At 66.0% G+C, this 14,968-nt stretch carries 17 protein-coding genes; 8 read left to right on the top strand and 9 right to left on the bottom strand.

The window, feature by feature from the left end; genetic code table 11:
* Positions 1-485: 485 nt before the first annotated feature.
* Both sepH and OSB52_RS15630 read left to right on the top strand, forming a co-directional pair.
* The gene (sepH, locus tag OSB52_RS15625) at positions 486-1,463 is read left to right on the top strand and encodes a septation protein SepH (RefSeq protein WP_235725899.1); all 978 of its coding nucleotides are present in this window, start codon (positions 486-488) and stop codon (positions 1,461-1,463) included.
* 8 nt (positions 1,464-1,471) lie between these two features.
* Positions 1,472-2,263 carry a DUF6928 family protein gene (locus OSB52_RS15630; protein ID WP_266062712.1) on the top strand — a complete coding sequence of 264 codons (792 nt, stop codon included), beginning with the start codon at positions 1,472-1,474 and terminating at the stop codon, positions 2,261-2,263.
* Between the two features lie 22 nt (positions 2,264-2,285).
* On the opposite strand, the gene OSB52_RS15635 is transcribed toward OSB52_RS15630, so the two are convergent.
* Positions 2,286-2,576 (bottom strand): DUF2537 domain-containing protein, encoded by a 291-nt coding sequence (locus OSB52_RS15635; RefSeq protein ID WP_235725902.1) that lies wholly within the window; start codon positions 2,574-2,576, stop codon positions 2,286-2,288.
* 175 nt (positions 2,577-2,751) lie between these two features.
* Entirely contained in the window at positions 2,752-3,600 is an 849-nt protein-coding gene (locus OSB52_RS15640) for a TrmH family RNA methyltransferase (RefSeq protein ID WP_266062633.1), read from the bottom strand.
* A 110-nt stretch (positions 3,601-3,710) separates the two neighbouring features.
* Between OSB52_RS15640 and OSB52_RS15645 the strand changes: the two genes are divergently transcribed.
* Positions 3,711-4,955 (top strand): GNAT family N-acetyltransferase, encoded by a 1,245-nt coding sequence (locus OSB52_RS15645; RefSeq protein ID WP_266062634.1) that lies wholly within the window; start codon positions 3,711-3,713, stop codon positions 4,953-4,955.
* Between the two features lie 41 nt (positions 4,956-4,996).
* On the opposite strand, the gene OSB52_RS15650 is transcribed toward OSB52_RS15645, so the two are convergent.
* Entirely contained in the window at positions 4,997-5,464 is a 468-nt protein-coding gene (locus OSB52_RS15650) for a MarR family transcriptional regulator (RefSeq protein ID WP_235725896.1), read from the bottom strand.
* Positions 5,465-5,623: 159 nt separating this feature from the next.
* Positions 5,624-7,087 carry an NCS2 family permease gene (locus OSB52_RS15655; protein ID WP_235725895.1) on the bottom strand — a complete coding sequence of 488 codons (1,464 nt, stop codon included), beginning with the start codon at positions 7,085-7,087 and terminating at the stop codon, positions 5,624-5,626.
* A 160-nt stretch (positions 7,088-7,247) separates the two neighbouring features.
* Between OSB52_RS15655 and OSB52_RS15660 the strand changes: the two genes are divergently transcribed.
* Positions 7,248-7,496 (top strand): DUF2530 domain-containing protein, encoded by a 249-nt coding sequence (locus OSB52_RS15660; protein ID WP_266062635.1) that lies wholly within the window; start codon positions 7,248-7,250, stop codon positions 7,494-7,496.
* 147 nt (positions 7,497-7,643) lie between these two features.
* Here the strand turns inward: OSB52_RS15660 and OSB52_RS15665 are convergent, their stop codons facing one another.
* Together OSB52_RS15665 and OSB52_RS15670 are read right to left on the bottom strand one after the other, a co-directional pair.
* Positions 7,644-8,498: an aldo/keto reductase gene (locus tag OSB52_RS15665; RefSeq protein ID WP_266062636.1), complete on the bottom strand. Its 855-nt coding sequence runs from the start codon at positions 8,496-8,498 to the stop codon at positions 7,644-7,646.
* 28 nt (positions 8,499-8,526) lie between these two features.
* Positions 8,527-8,922: a (R)-mandelonitrile lyase gene (locus OSB52_RS15670; RefSeq protein WP_266062637.1), complete on the bottom strand. Its 396-nt coding sequence runs from the start codon at positions 8,920-8,922 to the stop codon at positions 8,527-8,529.
* A gap of 98 nt (positions 8,923-9,020) precedes the next feature.
* On the opposite strand from OSB52_RS15670, the gene OSB52_RS15675 reads away from it, so the two are divergent.
* On the top strand, positions 9,021-9,680 hold the full coding sequence (locus tag OSB52_RS15675) for a TetR/AcrR family transcriptional regulator (RefSeq protein WP_266062638.1): 660 nt from the start codon (positions 9,021-9,023) through the stop codon (positions 9,678-9,680).
* Between the two features lie 2 nt (positions 9,681-9,682).
* Here the strand turns inward: OSB52_RS15675 and OSB52_RS15680 are convergent, their stop codons facing one another.
* The 3 genes from OSB52_RS15680 to OSB52_RS15690 form a co-directional block, all read right to left on the bottom strand.
* Positions 9,683-9,880, bottom strand: coding sequence for a hypothetical protein (locus OSB52_RS15680; RefSeq protein ID WP_266062639.1), 198 nt, complete (start codon positions 9,878-9,880; stop codon positions 9,683-9,685).
* Positions 9,870-10,283: a TetR/AcrR family transcriptional regulator gene (locus tag OSB52_RS15685; RefSeq protein ID WP_266062640.1), complete on the bottom strand. Its 414-nt coding sequence runs from the start codon at positions 10,281-10,283 to the stop codon at positions 9,870-9,872. The genes OSB52_RS15680 and OSB52_RS15685 overlap by 11 nt, the downstream gene beginning before the upstream one ends.
* Positions 10,284-10,416: 133 nt before the next feature.
* The gene (locus tag OSB52_RS15690; RefSeq protein WP_266062641.1) at positions 10,417-11,520 is read right to left on the bottom strand and encodes an oxygenase MpaB family protein; all 1,104 of its coding nucleotides are present in this window, start codon (positions 11,518-11,520) and stop codon (positions 10,417-10,419) included.
* 77 nt (positions 11,521-11,597) lie between these two features.
* Between OSB52_RS15690 and OSB52_RS15695 the strand changes: the two genes are divergently transcribed.
* From OSB52_RS15695 to OSB52_RS15705, 3 genes are read left to right on the top strand one after another with little or no spacing between them, the layout of a single operon-like run.
* A complete protein-coding gene (locus tag OSB52_RS15695) occupies positions 11,598-12,389 on the top strand; it encodes an enoyl-CoA hydratase-related protein (protein ID WP_235725888.1) in 792 nt (263 codons plus the stop codon).
* A 44-nt stretch (positions 12,390-12,433) separates the two neighbouring features.
* On the top strand, positions 12,434-13,183 hold the full coding sequence (locus OSB52_RS15700) for an SDR family NAD(P)-dependent oxidoreductase (protein ID WP_235725887.1): 750 nt from the start codon (positions 12,434-12,436) through the stop codon (positions 13,181-13,183).
* A gap of 38 nt (positions 13,184-13,221) precedes the next feature.
* Positions 13,222-14,904 (top strand): class I adenylate-forming enzyme family protein, encoded by a 1,683-nt coding sequence (locus tag OSB52_RS15705; RefSeq protein ID WP_266062642.1) that lies wholly within the window; start codon positions 13,222-13,224, stop codon positions 14,902-14,904.
* Positions 14,905-14,968 lie beyond the last annotated feature (64 nt).

The raw sequence follows: 14,968 nt of genomic DNA on the forward strand, positions 1-14,968 counted from the left end.
CCGCGAGCCACCGTCCCGCTGATCGGGTAGCCCGCGAGCCACCGTCCCGCTGATCGAGTAGCCCGCGAGCCACCGTCCGGCTGATCGAGTAGCCCGCGAGCCACCGTCCCGCTGATCGAGTAGCCCGCGAGCCGCTAGGCGAGCGGGCGTATCGAGATCCCTTGCATCGCGCCGGGTCTCGATACGTTGCCTCGCCTAGCGGCTCGGCAACTACTCGACCAGCAGGGAGAGCGGCGGCCCACCGGCGGGGAGGCGCGGCCCACCGGCGGGGAGGCGCGCCCACCGGCGGGGCTGGCGGTCGCCGGTCGGCCGGAGCTCACAGACCGTGAGTATCCCTGTTATCACCTGTAGCCTGTGCCCCATGGGTAACATCTGCCACAACCTTGCTGATCTGCGGTTTTACCGCGTGTCAGACAGTTCGGCAGGCGAGGTCTGGATTAACCTGACCCCAATGCCCGCACTCGTGGTCACCGGAGGAGGAGCAGATGCGTGAGCTTCGCGTCGTCGGCGTGGAGGCCGACGGCACCCATGTGATCTGTCAGGATCCCGAGTCGGGTGAGAAGTACCGGATGGCCGCCGATGAACGGCTCCGGGCCGCAGCACGCGGCGACATCTCACGATTGGGGCAGATCGAGATCGAAATGGAAAGCACACTACGGCCCCGAGAGATCCAGGCACGCATCCGCGCGGGCGCCACCGTCGCCGAGGTCGCGGCGCTGGCCGGCGTACCCGTCGACAAAGTCGAACGCTTCGCCCACCCGGTTCTGCTCGAGCGCGCCCGCGCCACCGAACTCGCCTCGATGGCCCACCCGATCCGCGAAGACGGCCCTGCTGTCTCCACCCTCGGCGAGGTGGTCGGTGAGGCCATGACCGCGCTGGGTCACAACAACCAGGACGTGGACTGGGATGCCTGGAAGGGCGACGACGGCTACTGGGTCGTCCAGGTGTCGTGGCATGTCGGCCGCACCGACAACCATGCGCACTGGCGGTTTCAACCGGGTAGCCATGGCGGCACCGCCGACCCGCTCGACGACCTCGCCGACGAGCTCACCCATCCCGAGATGATCACGCCGCGTCGGCGGTTGACCCCGGTTGCCACCCCCGACCTCGCGCCGACACCCGCGGTCGAGCACGAGCCCGAAGGCCACGACGAGGTCACCTTCGACGCCGACCGACTCATCGATGCACAGCGCACGCGAACGGGCCAGATCCCGCCGAGCCACGACGAGCATGGGACAGTTGCCATCGACTTCGGCACGCCAGACTCCGACTCGACACCCTCCGGTTCGACCGATCAATCCGGCGACGACCGCGAGCCGGACTCGGCGGTCACCACCGCATCCGGTGAGCAGGCCACCGACGATGCGGCGACGAACGGCAAGCCCCGCCGTCGGTCCCGCAAGCCCGCGGTGCCTGCGTGGGAGGACGTTCTGCTCGGCGTCCGCAGCAACGGCAACGGCTGATCGCTGACGTGTCGGCCCGCGCAGTCACTCTGTGGTTCATCGACAGTGACGATCCCATCGCACAACTGTCCGCCGATCCCCTCAACGATGTGGTCGCCGCGCAGAAACTCGCCGCGACGATCTACGGCGACCGGGTGCTGGTCCCCGTCGCCGACACCGATCTCGCCACTGCGGCCGCTGCGGCCGACGCGCATGTCTATGCCGGCTGGTATGGACGTTTGTCGGTGTTGTGCTGTTCTCTCTTCGACACCACCGAACCGTCCACGCTGACCCGGACACTGGCGTCGATCCGGCCCAGTTCGGCCGCGACGCTGCTGGTCACCGACCCCGACCGGTCGGCCGGAGCCTTCGCCCGGTGGGAGCACGGCGAGCTGCGCCGGTCCTTCGCGGCCGACCCGGTGACGATCTTCGAGGACTCCGGCCTGCCCTACCCGTTCGAGCGGCCGTTCTGGGCGGGCGAACACCCCCTTCGCTATGCGCCGGGGGTACCCGCCGAACCGCTCGCGCTGCCGTTCCATCCGCAAGAACTCGCCGAACAGGCCAACCGGGAATGGCTGGGCTTCCGGTTCACCACCCCGCTGGCCGACACCGATCTCGATCCAGCCCGAATCCCGGTCACCGCGTTCGCGATTCACCCCGCCGACTATGTTCCTGCCGAGGAGGACTGGGCTCGATACCAGGGCAATCTGACCGTCTCGGGCAGTGCCGTGGCCGACGACGGCGCAGACGCGGCGTCAGGATCGCCCGCGCCGCCACCCAAACGCCGCGGGCGCCTCGCGCGCTACTTCGGCTTCGGCTGACCCGGTTGCCGGGCGCCGGTGGTCAACGCCCCAGCGCCAACAGCACAATCGACGACCCGAGGCCGGCCAGCAGGCCGATCAGCGCACCCCAGACGATCCAGCGCCATACCGGGCGTTCGCGCAGGTCCCACAACGTCCACCCCATCCCGAGCGCGACGACGAGCACCGCAGCCAAGCCGAGCCAGGTCACCAGCGACCCGATCAGTTCGTAGACGCCGACGAGGAGCAACGTCGCGAACACCGCGCTGATCAGGGTCACCAGCAGCCCCAGCACCCAAGGTGTCGGCTCGTCGACAACCCGATCATCGACCATCGGGCCATCGCTGGTTCGTGGACCCGCGCCCGGTCGACGGACGAGCCGCGACCTGCGCCACCGGGACTCGTCATGTTCGTCCGACCTCATCGCCTCATTGTTCCCGACGCCGCTCGCAACTGCGCGGAAGCCCCCGCACCGCATCGTGATCCCCGAGCACGCTCGCCTGTCGACCTCAGGTCGTCAGCGAGCGTTCACGCTCGTAAAACGCGATCGCCGCGGCCGTGGCCACGTTGAGTGAATCGGTGCCGCGGCTCATCGGGATACGGGCGCGCACATCACTGGCTCGCATGATGGTTTCGGACAACCCCGGGCCCTCCGCGCCGACGAGGAATGCCACCTTGGGGGCGTCAACGGTCTCCGACAGCGGTTTCGACCCCTCTCCCGGGGTCAGGGAAATGGTCCGGAAGTCGTTGTCGCGCAACACCGACAGCCCGCGCGGCCAGTCGTCGAACCGGGCGAAGGGCACCAGCAGCGCGTGACCCATCGAGACTCGCACACAGCGGCGATAGAGCGGGTCGGCACATCCGGCCCCGAACAGAACCGCATCCACGCCGAGTCCGGCCGCGTTGCGGAAGATGCTGCCGATGTTTTCGTGGTCGTTGACGCCCTCGAGGACGGCGACCGTCTGTGCCGATTCGATCGCCTCACCCACCGACAGCGCGTCGGGACGCCGAGCTGCACCCAGCACGCCGCGGTTGAGGTGAAATCCCACCACCTCGGCCATCACCTCTGCTGATGCCCGATAGAACGGCACCCCCTGCACCGACGGGACGGTGAGAGCATCAGTGAGCTCGCCGAGCCGCTTGTCGACGCCGAGGAAGGCGTGCGGGGTGAACCGGGAGGCGATCATCCGCTGCGCCACCAACACGCCCTCGGCGATCACCAGCCCCTTGCCGACGCGCCCGCCCGGCAGGGCAGGGAGATCGGGTCGTCGGTCGACGGAATTGAGGTCACGGAAGTCATCGACGCGCTGGTCGGCGGGGTCGTCGATGTCGATCACGTCGACACAGATGCTGGACACGTGACCAGTCTGCCAACCCGGGCCGTCGTCGCCGGCGGTGGCCCGCCGGCCTGATCGGGAAAGGCGGGGCTGATCGCTCGCACAAACCCGCACTGTGAAACGGTTGACCGGTGAGTATCTCGCAAGCCACCTCGTCCGATCTCACCCTGGCGCGTGCCACCGACGCCGATTGGGACGAGATCTTCGCGACGGATGCCCGGGCGTTCCTGATGACCGATCCGCTGTCGGCGGCAGAGCAGGCCGACTTGCGCGGCAAGGTCGACAACCGCGACGTCGTGCTGGTCCGTGACCCGCAGGGACTGGTGGGGGCGCCGCTGGTGGGCGTGTCGATGTTCTACCGGATGGCGATGACGGTGCCCGGCGGCGGCCAGACGCCTGCGGCCGGTTTGTCGTGGGTGTCGGTCGCGGCCACCCATCGTCGGCGGGGCATCCTGCGCACGATGATCACCGAGCTGTTCGACCAGTGGGAATCCGAGGATCAGGTGTTCGCCATCCTCACCGCCAGCGAGGCGACCATCTACGAACGCTTCGGGTTCGGACCCGCCTGTCATGCGCACGACGTCTCGATCGATCTCGGGGCCGCGAAGATGCGGCATCGGGCCGACAAGCACATCTCGCCGGTGAACTACGCCTCCGGTGAGGACGTGGCTCGCCGAGTTCCCGAGATCCATGCTCGATGGGCGGCGACGCGGCCCGGCGCACTGAGCCGCCCGGCGTCCTGGTGGGAGCCGATTCTCGCCGACCGCCGATCGCAGCGGCCCGCGCAGACCAGCGGCCTGCATTACCTGCTGCATGCCGACGGTTACGCCAGCTACCGGATCAACACCTCGGTGGAGCCCGCGCGGGGTGACATCTCGGAGGTGGTCGCCGTGACCGAGGCGGCACACACCGATCTGTGGCGGGTCCTGGTCGGCCTGGACCTGATGTCCTCGGTGACCGCATCGATTCCCGCCGACGACCCGTTGCCGGAAAAGCTCACCGATCACCGGGCGGTGTCGGTGACCGGGGTGCACGACAAGATGTGGCTGCGCATCCTCGAGGTCGAGCGTGCGTTGCAATCACGCACCTACTCCGCCGATCTGGATGTGGTCCTCGAGGTCACCGACGAGTTCCGCGGCCGGGGCGGTGTGTTCGACCTGTCCGTGCGTGACGGTGCGGCGACGGTCACCCCGAGTACGTCGGCGCCGACGATCCGCATGGACATCTCGGCGTTGGGGTCGGTGTTCCTCGGCGGGACCCCGGCGCGCACGCTCGCCGCCGCCGAACGAGTGTGGGCTGCGGACGCGGCAACGTTGCGGGCGTTCGACCGCGCTTTCGCCACCGATCGGGCACCGTACTCGGGCACCTTTTTCTAGCTGTCCGCAACTGGTAGCGCGGCCCGCTGGTCGGGATTCACTCAGCGATCATCGTCGCTGGTGATGACCTTGTTGATGATCGGCACGACGGCCGCGAGGGTTAAGCGCTCCTCGGGTGTGAGTTCGTCGAGGCGCGCACTGAGCCACTCCTCCCGCGCATCACGCTCGGCGGTGATCACATCGCTGCCCTTCTGCGACAGCGTCACGATCGCCTGCCGCCCGTCGGTGGGATGCGGCTCGCGTTTGACCATGCCCAGGTCGGACAGCGAGGCGATGACCCGGGTCATCGAGGGCGGCTGCACCCGTTCGGCCAGGGCCAGGGCGCCAGGAGTCATCGGACCCTCGTGGTGCAGTGTGTGCAGCGCGGAGAGCTGTGTCAGCGAGACGACCTTGCTGGCGCGCCTGCCGCGCAGCCGTCTGGCGAGTCGGACCACCGCCAGCGACAATTCCCCAGACAGCGTCCGGTCCGAGAGGATGGTGTCTTCGCGAGTGAGCTGTGAGATCGTCATGCCGCCGTGTCCGTTCCGAGCGAGTCAAATCTGAGACCACGTGGTTCCCAACGCTAAGCGTAATTCACTTCCGCGGTCTTGCAACGGGTTAACGTCAGTTTTTGCGAATGCGAACCGGCGTTGTCGTACCAACGACGTACACAACGGGGCTGACCGCGCTCATCCGACGAGGTCGTAGATCGGTCCGCGCGCGAAGTAGGCGAGAAACACCGCGGCGATGATCCACAGCAGCGGATGCACCGACCGCGCTCGTCCGGCCGCCGCATTGAGGACCACCCAGCTGATGAACCCGACGCCGATGCCGTTGGCGATGGAATAGGTGAACGGCATGATCACCACGGTCAGGAACGCCGGCAGCGCGTAGTAGAACTTGGTGAAGTCGACCGTGGTGAGCTGGCCGATCATCATGGCACCCACCACCACCAGCGCGGGTGCGACGGCTTCGAGCGGCACGATCTCGTACAGCGGCGTCAAGAACATGGCCAGCAGGAACAGACCGCCGGTAACGACATTGGCCAGGCCGGTGCGGGCGCCTTCGGCGATGCCGGAGGCCGATTCGACGAACACCGTGTTCGACGACGAGGATGCGACGCCGCCGGCGATGGCGCCAGTGCCCTCGACGACCAGCGCCTTGCCCACACCGGGCAGGTTGCCCTTGGCGTCGGACAGGCCGGCTTCTTTGCCGAGGCCCGTCATCGTGCCCATCGCGTCAAAGAAGTTCGAGAGCACCAGGGTGAACACGAGGACCGAGGCGGCGAGCACACCGATACGTGTGAACGCACCGAACAGGTCGACATCACCGACCAGCGCGAGATCGGGCAGGCCGCCGAGCCCGTCAGGGATCTGTGGAATCGACAGACTCCAGCCGTCCGGGTTGACCGCACTGGACCCGAGGTCGAGGGTTGCTTCCAGGATGATCGAGAGGACGGTCGTGATGACGATCCCGATCAGCAGACCACCGGGCACTCGGCGGACGACGAGCACTCCCATCAGGAGTACCCCGATGCAGAAGATCAGTGTGGGGACGGTGTTGATCGAGTTGTCGGTGCCCAGCTGCACCGGCACCGTGGTGTTCGCGGCATCTGGGACGCGCCGCACGAATCCCGCGTCGACGAAACCGATGAAGGCGATGAACGCGCCGATGCCGGCGGCGATCGCGGCCTTGAGTTCGGGCGGCACCGCGTTGAACACCGCGGTGCGGAATCCGGTGACGGCCAGCAGCACGATGATGATGCCGTCGATGACGACCAGGCCCATCGCTTCGGGCCAGGTCACCTGCGGTGCAATGGTGACCGCCAGGAGGCTGTTGATGCCGAGCCCGGTGGCGATGGCGAACGGGTAGTTGGCGACCAGCCCGAAGATGATCGACATGACACCGGCGACCAGCGCGGTGACCGCCGCGACCTGGACCAGCGGCAGCACGTTACCCAGAACGTCGGCGTTCTTCGGTTCACCGGGGATGCCGCCGATGATGATCGGGTTGAGCACGATGATGTAGGCCATCGTGAAGAAGCTGACGAGTCCGCCGCGGACCTCGCGGGTCAGTGACGATCCCCGTTCACTGATCTTGAAGAAGCGGTCGACGCCACCGGTCGGTTCACTCGGCGGCCGATCGGGTTCCACAGCCGCCGGGTTGGTCGCCCTCGGCGCCGGTTCGGAAGCGCTGGGCGAAGTGTCGGATGATGTCGACGAATGTGCGGGTTCTGGCGACCCTTGTTCTGTCGACGCTGTGCTGGGCTCGCTCGACGGATCGGTGGGCACAGTCGAAAGTTACTCTGAAGCCATGGCCGACGCACGAGACATCCCGGAACTCCCCCGCGCGTTGCGCGCCCCCGAACCGGTGATCATCGTCGGCATGGTCGCGTGGCTCGTCGCCACGGTAGTGGTGTGGATCGGCGGATGGGGCGGCGATCGCACGCTCGCAGTGTGTCTGGTCGGGCTCGCGGTCGGGGTCCTAGGGACGACGATCGTCGCGATCCAACGCGCGGCCGTGCGCCGCGGTGACCGAACGGCCCAGCAGGGCCTCGACTGACGCCCCGAGGGTCTGGACTGACCCGCCGAGAGTCTGGACTGACCCGCCGAAAGTTCTGGCCGCAGCTACAGGTTCCGGCCGCAGTTCTGGCTCCAAGCCGGAACCTGAAACTGCGGCCATAACCTGACGGGCACGCGGACGTGAGGGTCACACGCCGCTGAACACCGGGAACGCGGCGGCATCTCCGTAGTCCTCGATCCGCATGGTGCGCAGGGTGGCCATGTCCTCATCGGAGATGGTGAAGTCGACCTGCGCGTTGCTACGCATGTGCTCGGGGTTGGCAGTCTTTGGTAGCGACACCGCTCCCAGCTGCAGGGTGTAGCGGATGCACAACTGCGGCACACTCACCTCGTAGCGCTGTGCAATTGCCGCAACCTCGTCATTCTTGAGCACCTCACCGTGCCCGATCGGCGAGTACGCCTCGACCAGGATGTTCTTCTGTTCGCAGTAGTCGATCAGGCCTACCGGGGTGTTGCCCGCGTGCACGAGGATCTGATTCACGTGCGGGGCGATGGTGCCCTTGGCAAGGATGTTGTCGAGGTCGCTTGCCTGGAAGTTCGACACACCGATCGCGCGCAGCTTGCCGGCCTGGTGCGCCTCCTCAAGCGCACGCCACGCCTCGAGGTTGCCCTCGGCGTAGTCGCCTCCACGCCAGTCGGCCCACGGCTGCGGGCTGTGGATCAGCATCAGATCGATGTAGTCGAGGCCCATCGTGCGCAGTGAGTCATCGATCGCCGCCGCTGCCTCCGCATGGTCCTTGATCTCGGCGGCGAGCTTGGTAGAGACAAACAGGTCGCCGCGGGCGACGCCGCTCGTGCGCACCCCTTCGCCGACGCCGCGTTCGTTGCCGTAGGCCTGGGCGGTGTCGATGTTGCGGTAACCGATGTCGATGGCCGACCGGACGGCTTGCGCAGCCTTGTCGTCGTCGATGAACCAGGTGCCCAGACCGAGCTTGGGGATCTGCACGTCGTTGGCCAGTGTGTAGGTCTCGTTGAAGATCATGGCTTTTCGCTCCTGTTCTCTGTTCGCGTCAGGCTGTGTACTCGGCGTCGGTGACGTGGTCGAGCCACGTGACAACCTCGCCGCTCTCGTCGGCTTCCTGCGTCGCCACATGCGCCATGAAGCGATCCGGGGTGGCCCCGTGCCAGTGTTCCTCGCCCGGCTCGATGTAAACGACATCGCCGGGACGGATCTCCTGAACACCGCCCTCACGGGTGGCGACCAGTCCGATCCCGTCCGTGACATACAGCGTCTGACCTTTCGGATGGTGGTGCCAGGCGGTGCGGGCACCCGGCGCGAAGCGGACGTGGGCGCAGCCGATCGCCGACTGCTCGTCCGGGTTGCGGATGCCATCGATCTGAACCGTTCCGGTGAACCACGCCTCGGGTCCGGCGCCGGTTTGTCCGCCACTCCGCGTGTACTTCATGCCATTCTCCTCACGACTTAACGGATATCGTTCATCCGGTTACTACCGTATGCGAATAAGCGGATACCGTCAATCCGCTTCACTGCTACAGTGGCTGTATGACGAAAGCGCACTCCTCCCGACCGCTGCGCAAGGATGCATCGATCAACCGCGAGCGATTGCTGGACGCGGCTCGGGAGCTGTTTGCCGAGAAGGGACTCGGCGTCACCCTGAACGACATCGCCCATCACGCAGGCGTCGGGGTGGGTACCGCGTACCGTCGTTTCGCCAACAAGGAAGAGGTCATCGACACCCTTTTCGAAGAGCGACTACAAGCCGTCGAAGCAGTGGCACGCGAAGCTCTCGACGAGCCGGACCCGTGGACGGCGCTCGCCGGCTACCTCCGACGCACCCTGAAGATGCAGTTCGGCGACCGCGGCCTGCACCAGATCCTCGACGACCCCACCCTCGGCGACGCCAGGATCAACGACGTCCGTGTCCGCATCGCCCCATTGATCGTCGAGTTGGTACGCCGAGCAAAGGATGCCGGCGTGGTCCGCGAGGACTTCGAGCCGACCGACGTGACCTTCATCCAGTCGGCAATGGCACCAATAATCGACAGCACGCGTGACGTGGCGCCGGCGGTTTACGAGCGCTACCTGACATTCTTTCTGGACGGAATCCGCAGCGACGACCGGAGATTCACCCCGCTACCGGCGCCCGCACTCAACTCGGAGACGACGCATTCGGCGATGACACGGCGGCGGCGCAACACGTAGCGTCAACCGCCTTCGCCGCGCGTGGTAACCACTTCGGCGATCGCTGTGACGAGTCGGTCGGCCATCTCGGCGAGTTCGTCGCGCTTCAATTCGATTCGCCCATCGAGCCATTCGAGGTAGAGCGAGATCGACACACCCGCGAGCGCCGCGGCCAACACCGACAATTCGGTCGAGTCACGTGGAAGCAGCTTATCGTCCACGCCCCCCAGCGCGGGGATGATTGCGCTCAGGAACGCCGGCGACCGACCGGCTTGATGGACTCCGTAAAACGTCATCCGACAACGGCTCTCGCAACAGAGTGCGCGCTCGACGCGGGTCTTCTTCGAAATACTCGGCGCATATGTCGATGATCTCGCGGATCGACAGCTTCGGCGCGGCCTCGTTCGCCGGGACCAACCGCGCGAGAAGACCCGCCTCGGCGTGGTCGTACACCGCTGTGAGCAGCTCCTCTCGATCGGCGAAGCTCTCGTAAAAGTAGCGCGGACTCAGGCCCGCCTCCCGACACACCGCCCGGAGCGTCACGCTCGGTGCGCCGTGGGTTCCGATCATGTCGAAACCCACGTCGAGAAGCTGCGCTCGGCGTTCCGCGGAACGGTCGTCCATGGTTTGACCGCGCCAGACAATCGGCTCGTCCATGAGCCAATCATGCACGCTGAGGTCGATGGGTTGCAGCCAGGCGACGCTGGTTGCCACTGCGATCCGGGTTCCGCGATGCTCGAGTCGCTCAGCAAGCGAGCTACGACCGCCGGATGGCTTCTGCGTTGTCCTCTCCGATGAATGCATCAACCAACCGCGGACCGAGTCGACCGACGTGGAGCAGGGCGAACGCAGGCAGAGAGGCCAGATAGAGCAGATCCAGTAGCGGATCGGCGATGCGCGGAATGCGGTGCAGGCGTCGGCATGGACGCGGAATCGCGCCATAGGCCAGAAACGTTGTTCCCACCAGCAGGAGGTCGGCGGCCATGGTGCCGGCCGTGTCGGCATCTGTCAGCCTGAACTGGCTCTTGGCCGTACGTAGCTGACTAGCGAAATAACCCTGCCGCTTGCGGTATTTGGACGACTGCGAGCGATAGTAGTGGGCGACATCTCGCGCCGTAACCGGTATCCGATCCCTGGGGACACCCATGAGGACCGCGAGTTCTGCGGTTTCGGCGAAGAACTGGTCCCGATCGCACTCGGGCAACCGGCGCGGGAACCGCCTGTCCCGAAACACGAATCGTTCGTATGCAAGGACAGCCCCGTGCGCGATGGTGACGGACGCGAACAACATGGTGTCGGGGTCGACCGCTGAGTACATCTCGCCGTCGTCGCTGTTGATTCCCTGCATCGGGCGGTGGTACGCGACAAGCCTGTCGGCGCATCGCCGGGCCGTCTCGCGGTCGCCGAAAATGATCGGTAACGGACCGACGACGGTCCGCCGCAGCCTGTCGGTTATCCGACCCCCTTTTGTTGCCGGATCGCCGCGCCAGGCTCGCTGCTTCTTCCGGTTCGTCGGGTACAGCGGATCATGATCGAGCATCACCGATTGAAAATCGACATGGGGTGCCTCGAGGAGATTGGTGACCTGCGCAATCATCAGCGGCACGGGCGTAGCGCCGAGGATCGTCCATGACAGTGACCGACGACCGAAATACCCGTCGTCTTCGACGCTGTCTACAGCCCATGCCCTATGGTGCTTGCGTTGCGGCGCAGCGGATTCGGAGGACCCCCGGAAGTCCCGCAGCGCCGACGAAGGGCTCGACACCCTGCGGATCAAACGATCTGTCAGCCATGGGAAACATGTGTTTCCCATGGCTGCGGCTGCGTCAATACGCAGCCGGCAACAATCACCCCTTGACACGTCTCAAAGAGTGAGTGTACGTTCACTCACTATGAGAGTGCGGTCACGAACCGCGCCGATGGAAGGAGTTGGAGTTCATGAACTACGAGGACATCGAGTACACCGTCGAGGGACCGACCGCGATCATCACGATGAATCGACCACAGCGCTACAACGCCTTTCGGGCCACGACGGTCGAGGAGATGATCAACGCATTCCGGCGCGCCTGGGCCGACCGCGACGTGCAGGCGGTGATCCTGACCGGTGCCGGCGAGAAGGCGTTCTGCACCGGCGGCGACGTGAAGCAACGCGCGGAGACCGGTGACTACGGACCCTCCGAGAGCGGCATGTTCGAGATCGGGAACCTGCACAAGACCATCCGCGACATCCCCAAGCCGGTGATCGCGGCCGTCAACGGCTTGGCCATCGGCGGCGGGCACGTGCTGCACGTACTGTGCGACCTCACCATCGCCGCCGACACCGCCCGCTTCGGCCAGTCCGGCCCCAAGGTCGGTTCGTTCGACGCCGGGTTCGGCTCGGCGTTCCTCGCCCGCATTGTCGGCGAGAAGCGCGCCCGCGAGATCTGGTACCTCTGCCGCCAGTACGACGCGGAAACCGCTGAGCGCTGGGGCCTGGTGAACTGGGTGGTCCCGGCCGCCGACCTGCTCGACGAGGCCAAGAAGGTCGCCGCCGAGATCGCGGAGAAGTCTCCCACCACCATCAAGTTCCTCAAGCAGAGCTTCAACGCCGACACCGACCACCAGGCGGGCCTGTCGAACATGGCGATGAGCGCGCTGGATCTGTTCACCCACTCCCCCGAGGGCCTCGAGGGCGCCACCGCCTTCGCCGAGAAGCGCGTGCCGGACTTCAACAAGTACGTCGGTGCCTGAGCCACACGATCGACTCTGAACAACCCGACCGACAAGGACACACCATGAGCAGCACCAACATCGCGGTCGTCACCGGCGCCGGATCAGGTATCGGACGGGCCATCGCCCTGGCTTTCGCCGAGCAGGGCACCACCGTCGTGGCCGCCGACCTGAACCTCGACGCTGCCAAGCAGACCGCCGAACAGAACACGACGATCGTGCCGATGAGCGTCGACGTCGCCGACCGCACCACTGTCGATGCACTGCGCGACGCGGTCCACGCGGAGGTTGGTGTACCCGACATCCTGGTCAACGCCGCCGGCTGGGACCGAACCGACCAGTTCCTCAACGCGACAACAGAGTTCGCCGAGAAGGTGGTCGCCATCAATTACCTCGGCCCGGTCCACATGGCCAGCGCGTTCCTGCCCGGCATGGTCGAGGCAGCCAAGGGCGACGGCTGGCAGGGCGGACGCGTGATCAACCTCGCCTCCGACGCCGGTCGTGTCGGCAGTTCGGGCGAATCGATCTACGCGGGCGCCAAGGGCGGCGTCATCGCGCTGTCCAAGTCGTTGGCGCGCGAGATGGCACGCCACCAGATCACGGTGAACGCCGTCTGCCCCGGCCCCACCGACACTCCCCTGTTCCAGGCACAGTCGGACAAGCTGAAAGAGGCTCTGGTCAAGGCGATCCCGTTCCGTCGCCTGGCCCGCCCGGACGAAGTCGCGGCACCGGTCCTGTTCTTCGCGTCGGCCGCAGCATCGTTCATCACCGGTCAGGTGATCAGCGTCAGCGGCGGACTCACCATGGCCGGCTGAGCGGCCAACCACCTCCCCCGGATCATCGGAGATCTGCCATGAGCACCAACGACTCCCAGAGCTACGTCTACGACGCCCACCAGTACCGGAGCTTCTTCGAGAACGAGTTCACCTACCTGAATGGCTTTCGCCGTAACGTCACCCGGTATGCCGGTGCGGTCGCGATGATCGACCCGGTCACCGACACCACCTGGACCTACGCCGACCTCGGCCGAAGCGTTGATTCTCTCGCCGCCGGACTGCGTGCCCGCGGCGTAGACGAGGGCGATGTGGTGGCTTATCAGTTGTTCAACGGACCCGAGTTCGCGCAGCTGTATCTCGCCACGCAGGCGGCCGCAACGGTCGGCTCACCGGTCAATTTCCGTCTCGCTGCCGGGGAGACCGCTGTGATCCTCGACATCAGCCGGCCGACGATCTACGTCTACGACACCGACCTGACCGCGACGGTGACCGAAGCGATCTCGCTCGCCCGGCACACCCCGTACGTGCTCGTCGGTGTGGGCGACGGCCAGTTGGTCGACGGCCCGGTGTCGATCCGGTTCGATGACCTGCGCTCGGACGCGGCGGCGCCCGCGCCGAGTCCGTCGATCTACGACGAGACGACTCGCCTGTACACGTCCGGCACCACGGGAATGCCCAAGGCGGTGCCGATGAACAGTGCCATCGAGATCTTCTCGGCGCACGACGTGATCATGCACTTTCCGCTGTCACCGGAGGACCGGACGTTGAACATGACACCGTGGTTTCACCGGGGTGGGCTGTACTGCGCTGGCCCGAATCCGACGTTCTACCTGGGCTCATCGCTGCTACCGATGCGCACCTTCGATCCAGAACGCACGCTCGACTGGGTGGAGCGCTACGCGCTGAGCTTCCTGATCGGTGCCCCTACCAATCTCGCCATGCTCGCCAACGCCCAGCAGGCGAATCCACGAGACCTCTCCAGCCTCAAGGGCATCGTCACCATGGGCGCACCGCTGGAACGTGATGCCGCCCTGCACTATCAGCACGTGCTGACGCCGCGGATCTTCAACGGGTACGGCAGCACCGAGGGGTTCTGGAACACCTTCCTGCGGCCAACAGATCTGCCCGACCACGCCGGAACGGCCGGACGCGCCTGCGTCGACGACGAGGTGCGGGTGGTCAAGGTGCGCGACGACGGAAAACTCGCGAGCCCCGACGAGGTAGTCGCCCGTGACGGTATTGAGGTCGGCGAGGTGATCATCCGTTCACCGAAATGTGCTGCTGCCTATTATGATTCACCGGCACAGGAAAAGGCCAAATATCGCGGCAGCTGGCTGCATATCGGCGACCTCGCCACTTGGGACACCGACGAGTTCGTCACCATCGTCGGCCGCAAGGACGACATGCTGATCTCCGGCGGCGAGAACGTGCACCCCGTGCAGGTCGAGGAAGCGCTCAACGGCCACCCCGACGTGGCCGACTCGCTGGTCGTGGGTGTTCCCGATAAACGTTGGGGCCGACTGGTGGTCGCCTATGTCCTCCCGGCGGAAGGGGCATCGCCGACCGCGGAGCAGCTCGACGACTACTGCCGCAGCCACCCGATGCTCTCGCAGTTCAAGCGGCCCCGCGCCTACCGGTTCGTCGATTCGCTCCCCGTCTCGGCGACCGGGAAGAAACTGCACTACAAGGCAACTGAATCCGCGGCAACCGAGATGACCGCCGGCGACTTCGTGACGCCGACGGCGTCACACGCTGGGTGAGAGGTCAGGGGATCGGAATCATGGAGCGTCACCTGGTTTCGATACGTCCTCGCCTAGCGGCTCG

Origin of the sequence: Gordonia aquimaris (assembly GCF_026262595.1) — a bacterium.
Lineage (GTDB): Bacteria > Actinomycetota > Actinomycetes > Mycobacteriales > Mycobacteriaceae > Gordonia > Gordonia tangerina.

Excerpts from the sequence above, each read along its gene's own strand:
- sepH (WP_235725899.1), top strand. The coding sequence starts at position 486 with ATGCGTGAGCTTCGCGTCGTCGGCGTGGAGGCCGACGGCACCCATGTG.
- OSB52_RS15635 (WP_235725902.1), bottom strand. The coding sequence starts at position 2,576 with ATGGTCGATGATCGGGTTGTCGACGAGCCGACACCTTGGGTGCTGGGG.
- OSB52_RS15650 (WP_235725896.1), bottom strand. The coding sequence starts at position 5,464 with ATGACGATCTCACAGCTCACTCGCGAAGACACCATCCTCTCGGACCGG.
- OSB52_RS15660 (WP_266062635.1), top strand. The coding sequence starts at position 7,248 with ATGGCCGACGCACGAGACATCCCGGAACTCCCCCGCGCGTTGCGCGCC.
- OSB52_RS15665 (WP_266062636.1), bottom strand. The coding sequence starts at position 8,498 with ATGATCTTCAACGAGACCTACACACTGGCCAACGACGTGCAGATCCCC.
- OSB52_RS15670 (WP_266062637.1), bottom strand. The coding sequence starts at position 8,922 with ATGAAGTACACGCGGAGTGGCGGACAAACCGGCGCCGGACCCGAGGCG.
- OSB52_RS15675 (WP_266062638.1), top strand. The coding sequence starts at position 9,021 with ATGACGAAAGCGCACTCCTCCCGACCGCTGCGCAAGGATGCATCGATC.
- OSB52_RS15685 (WP_266062640.1), bottom strand. The coding sequence starts at position 10,283 with ATGGACGACCGTTCCGCGGAACGCCGAGCGCAGCTTCTCGACGTGGGT.
- OSB52_RS15695 (WP_235725888.1), top strand. The coding sequence starts at position 11,598 with ATGAACTACGAGGACATCGAGTACACCGTCGAGGGACCGACCGCGATC.
- OSB52_RS15700 (WP_235725887.1), top strand. The coding sequence starts at position 12,434 with ATGAGCAGCACCAACATCGCGGTCGTCACCGGCGCCGGATCAGGTATC.
- OSB52_RS15705 (WP_266062642.1), top strand. The coding sequence starts at position 13,222 with ATGAGCACCAACGACTCCCAGAGCTACGTCTACGACGCCCACCAGTAC.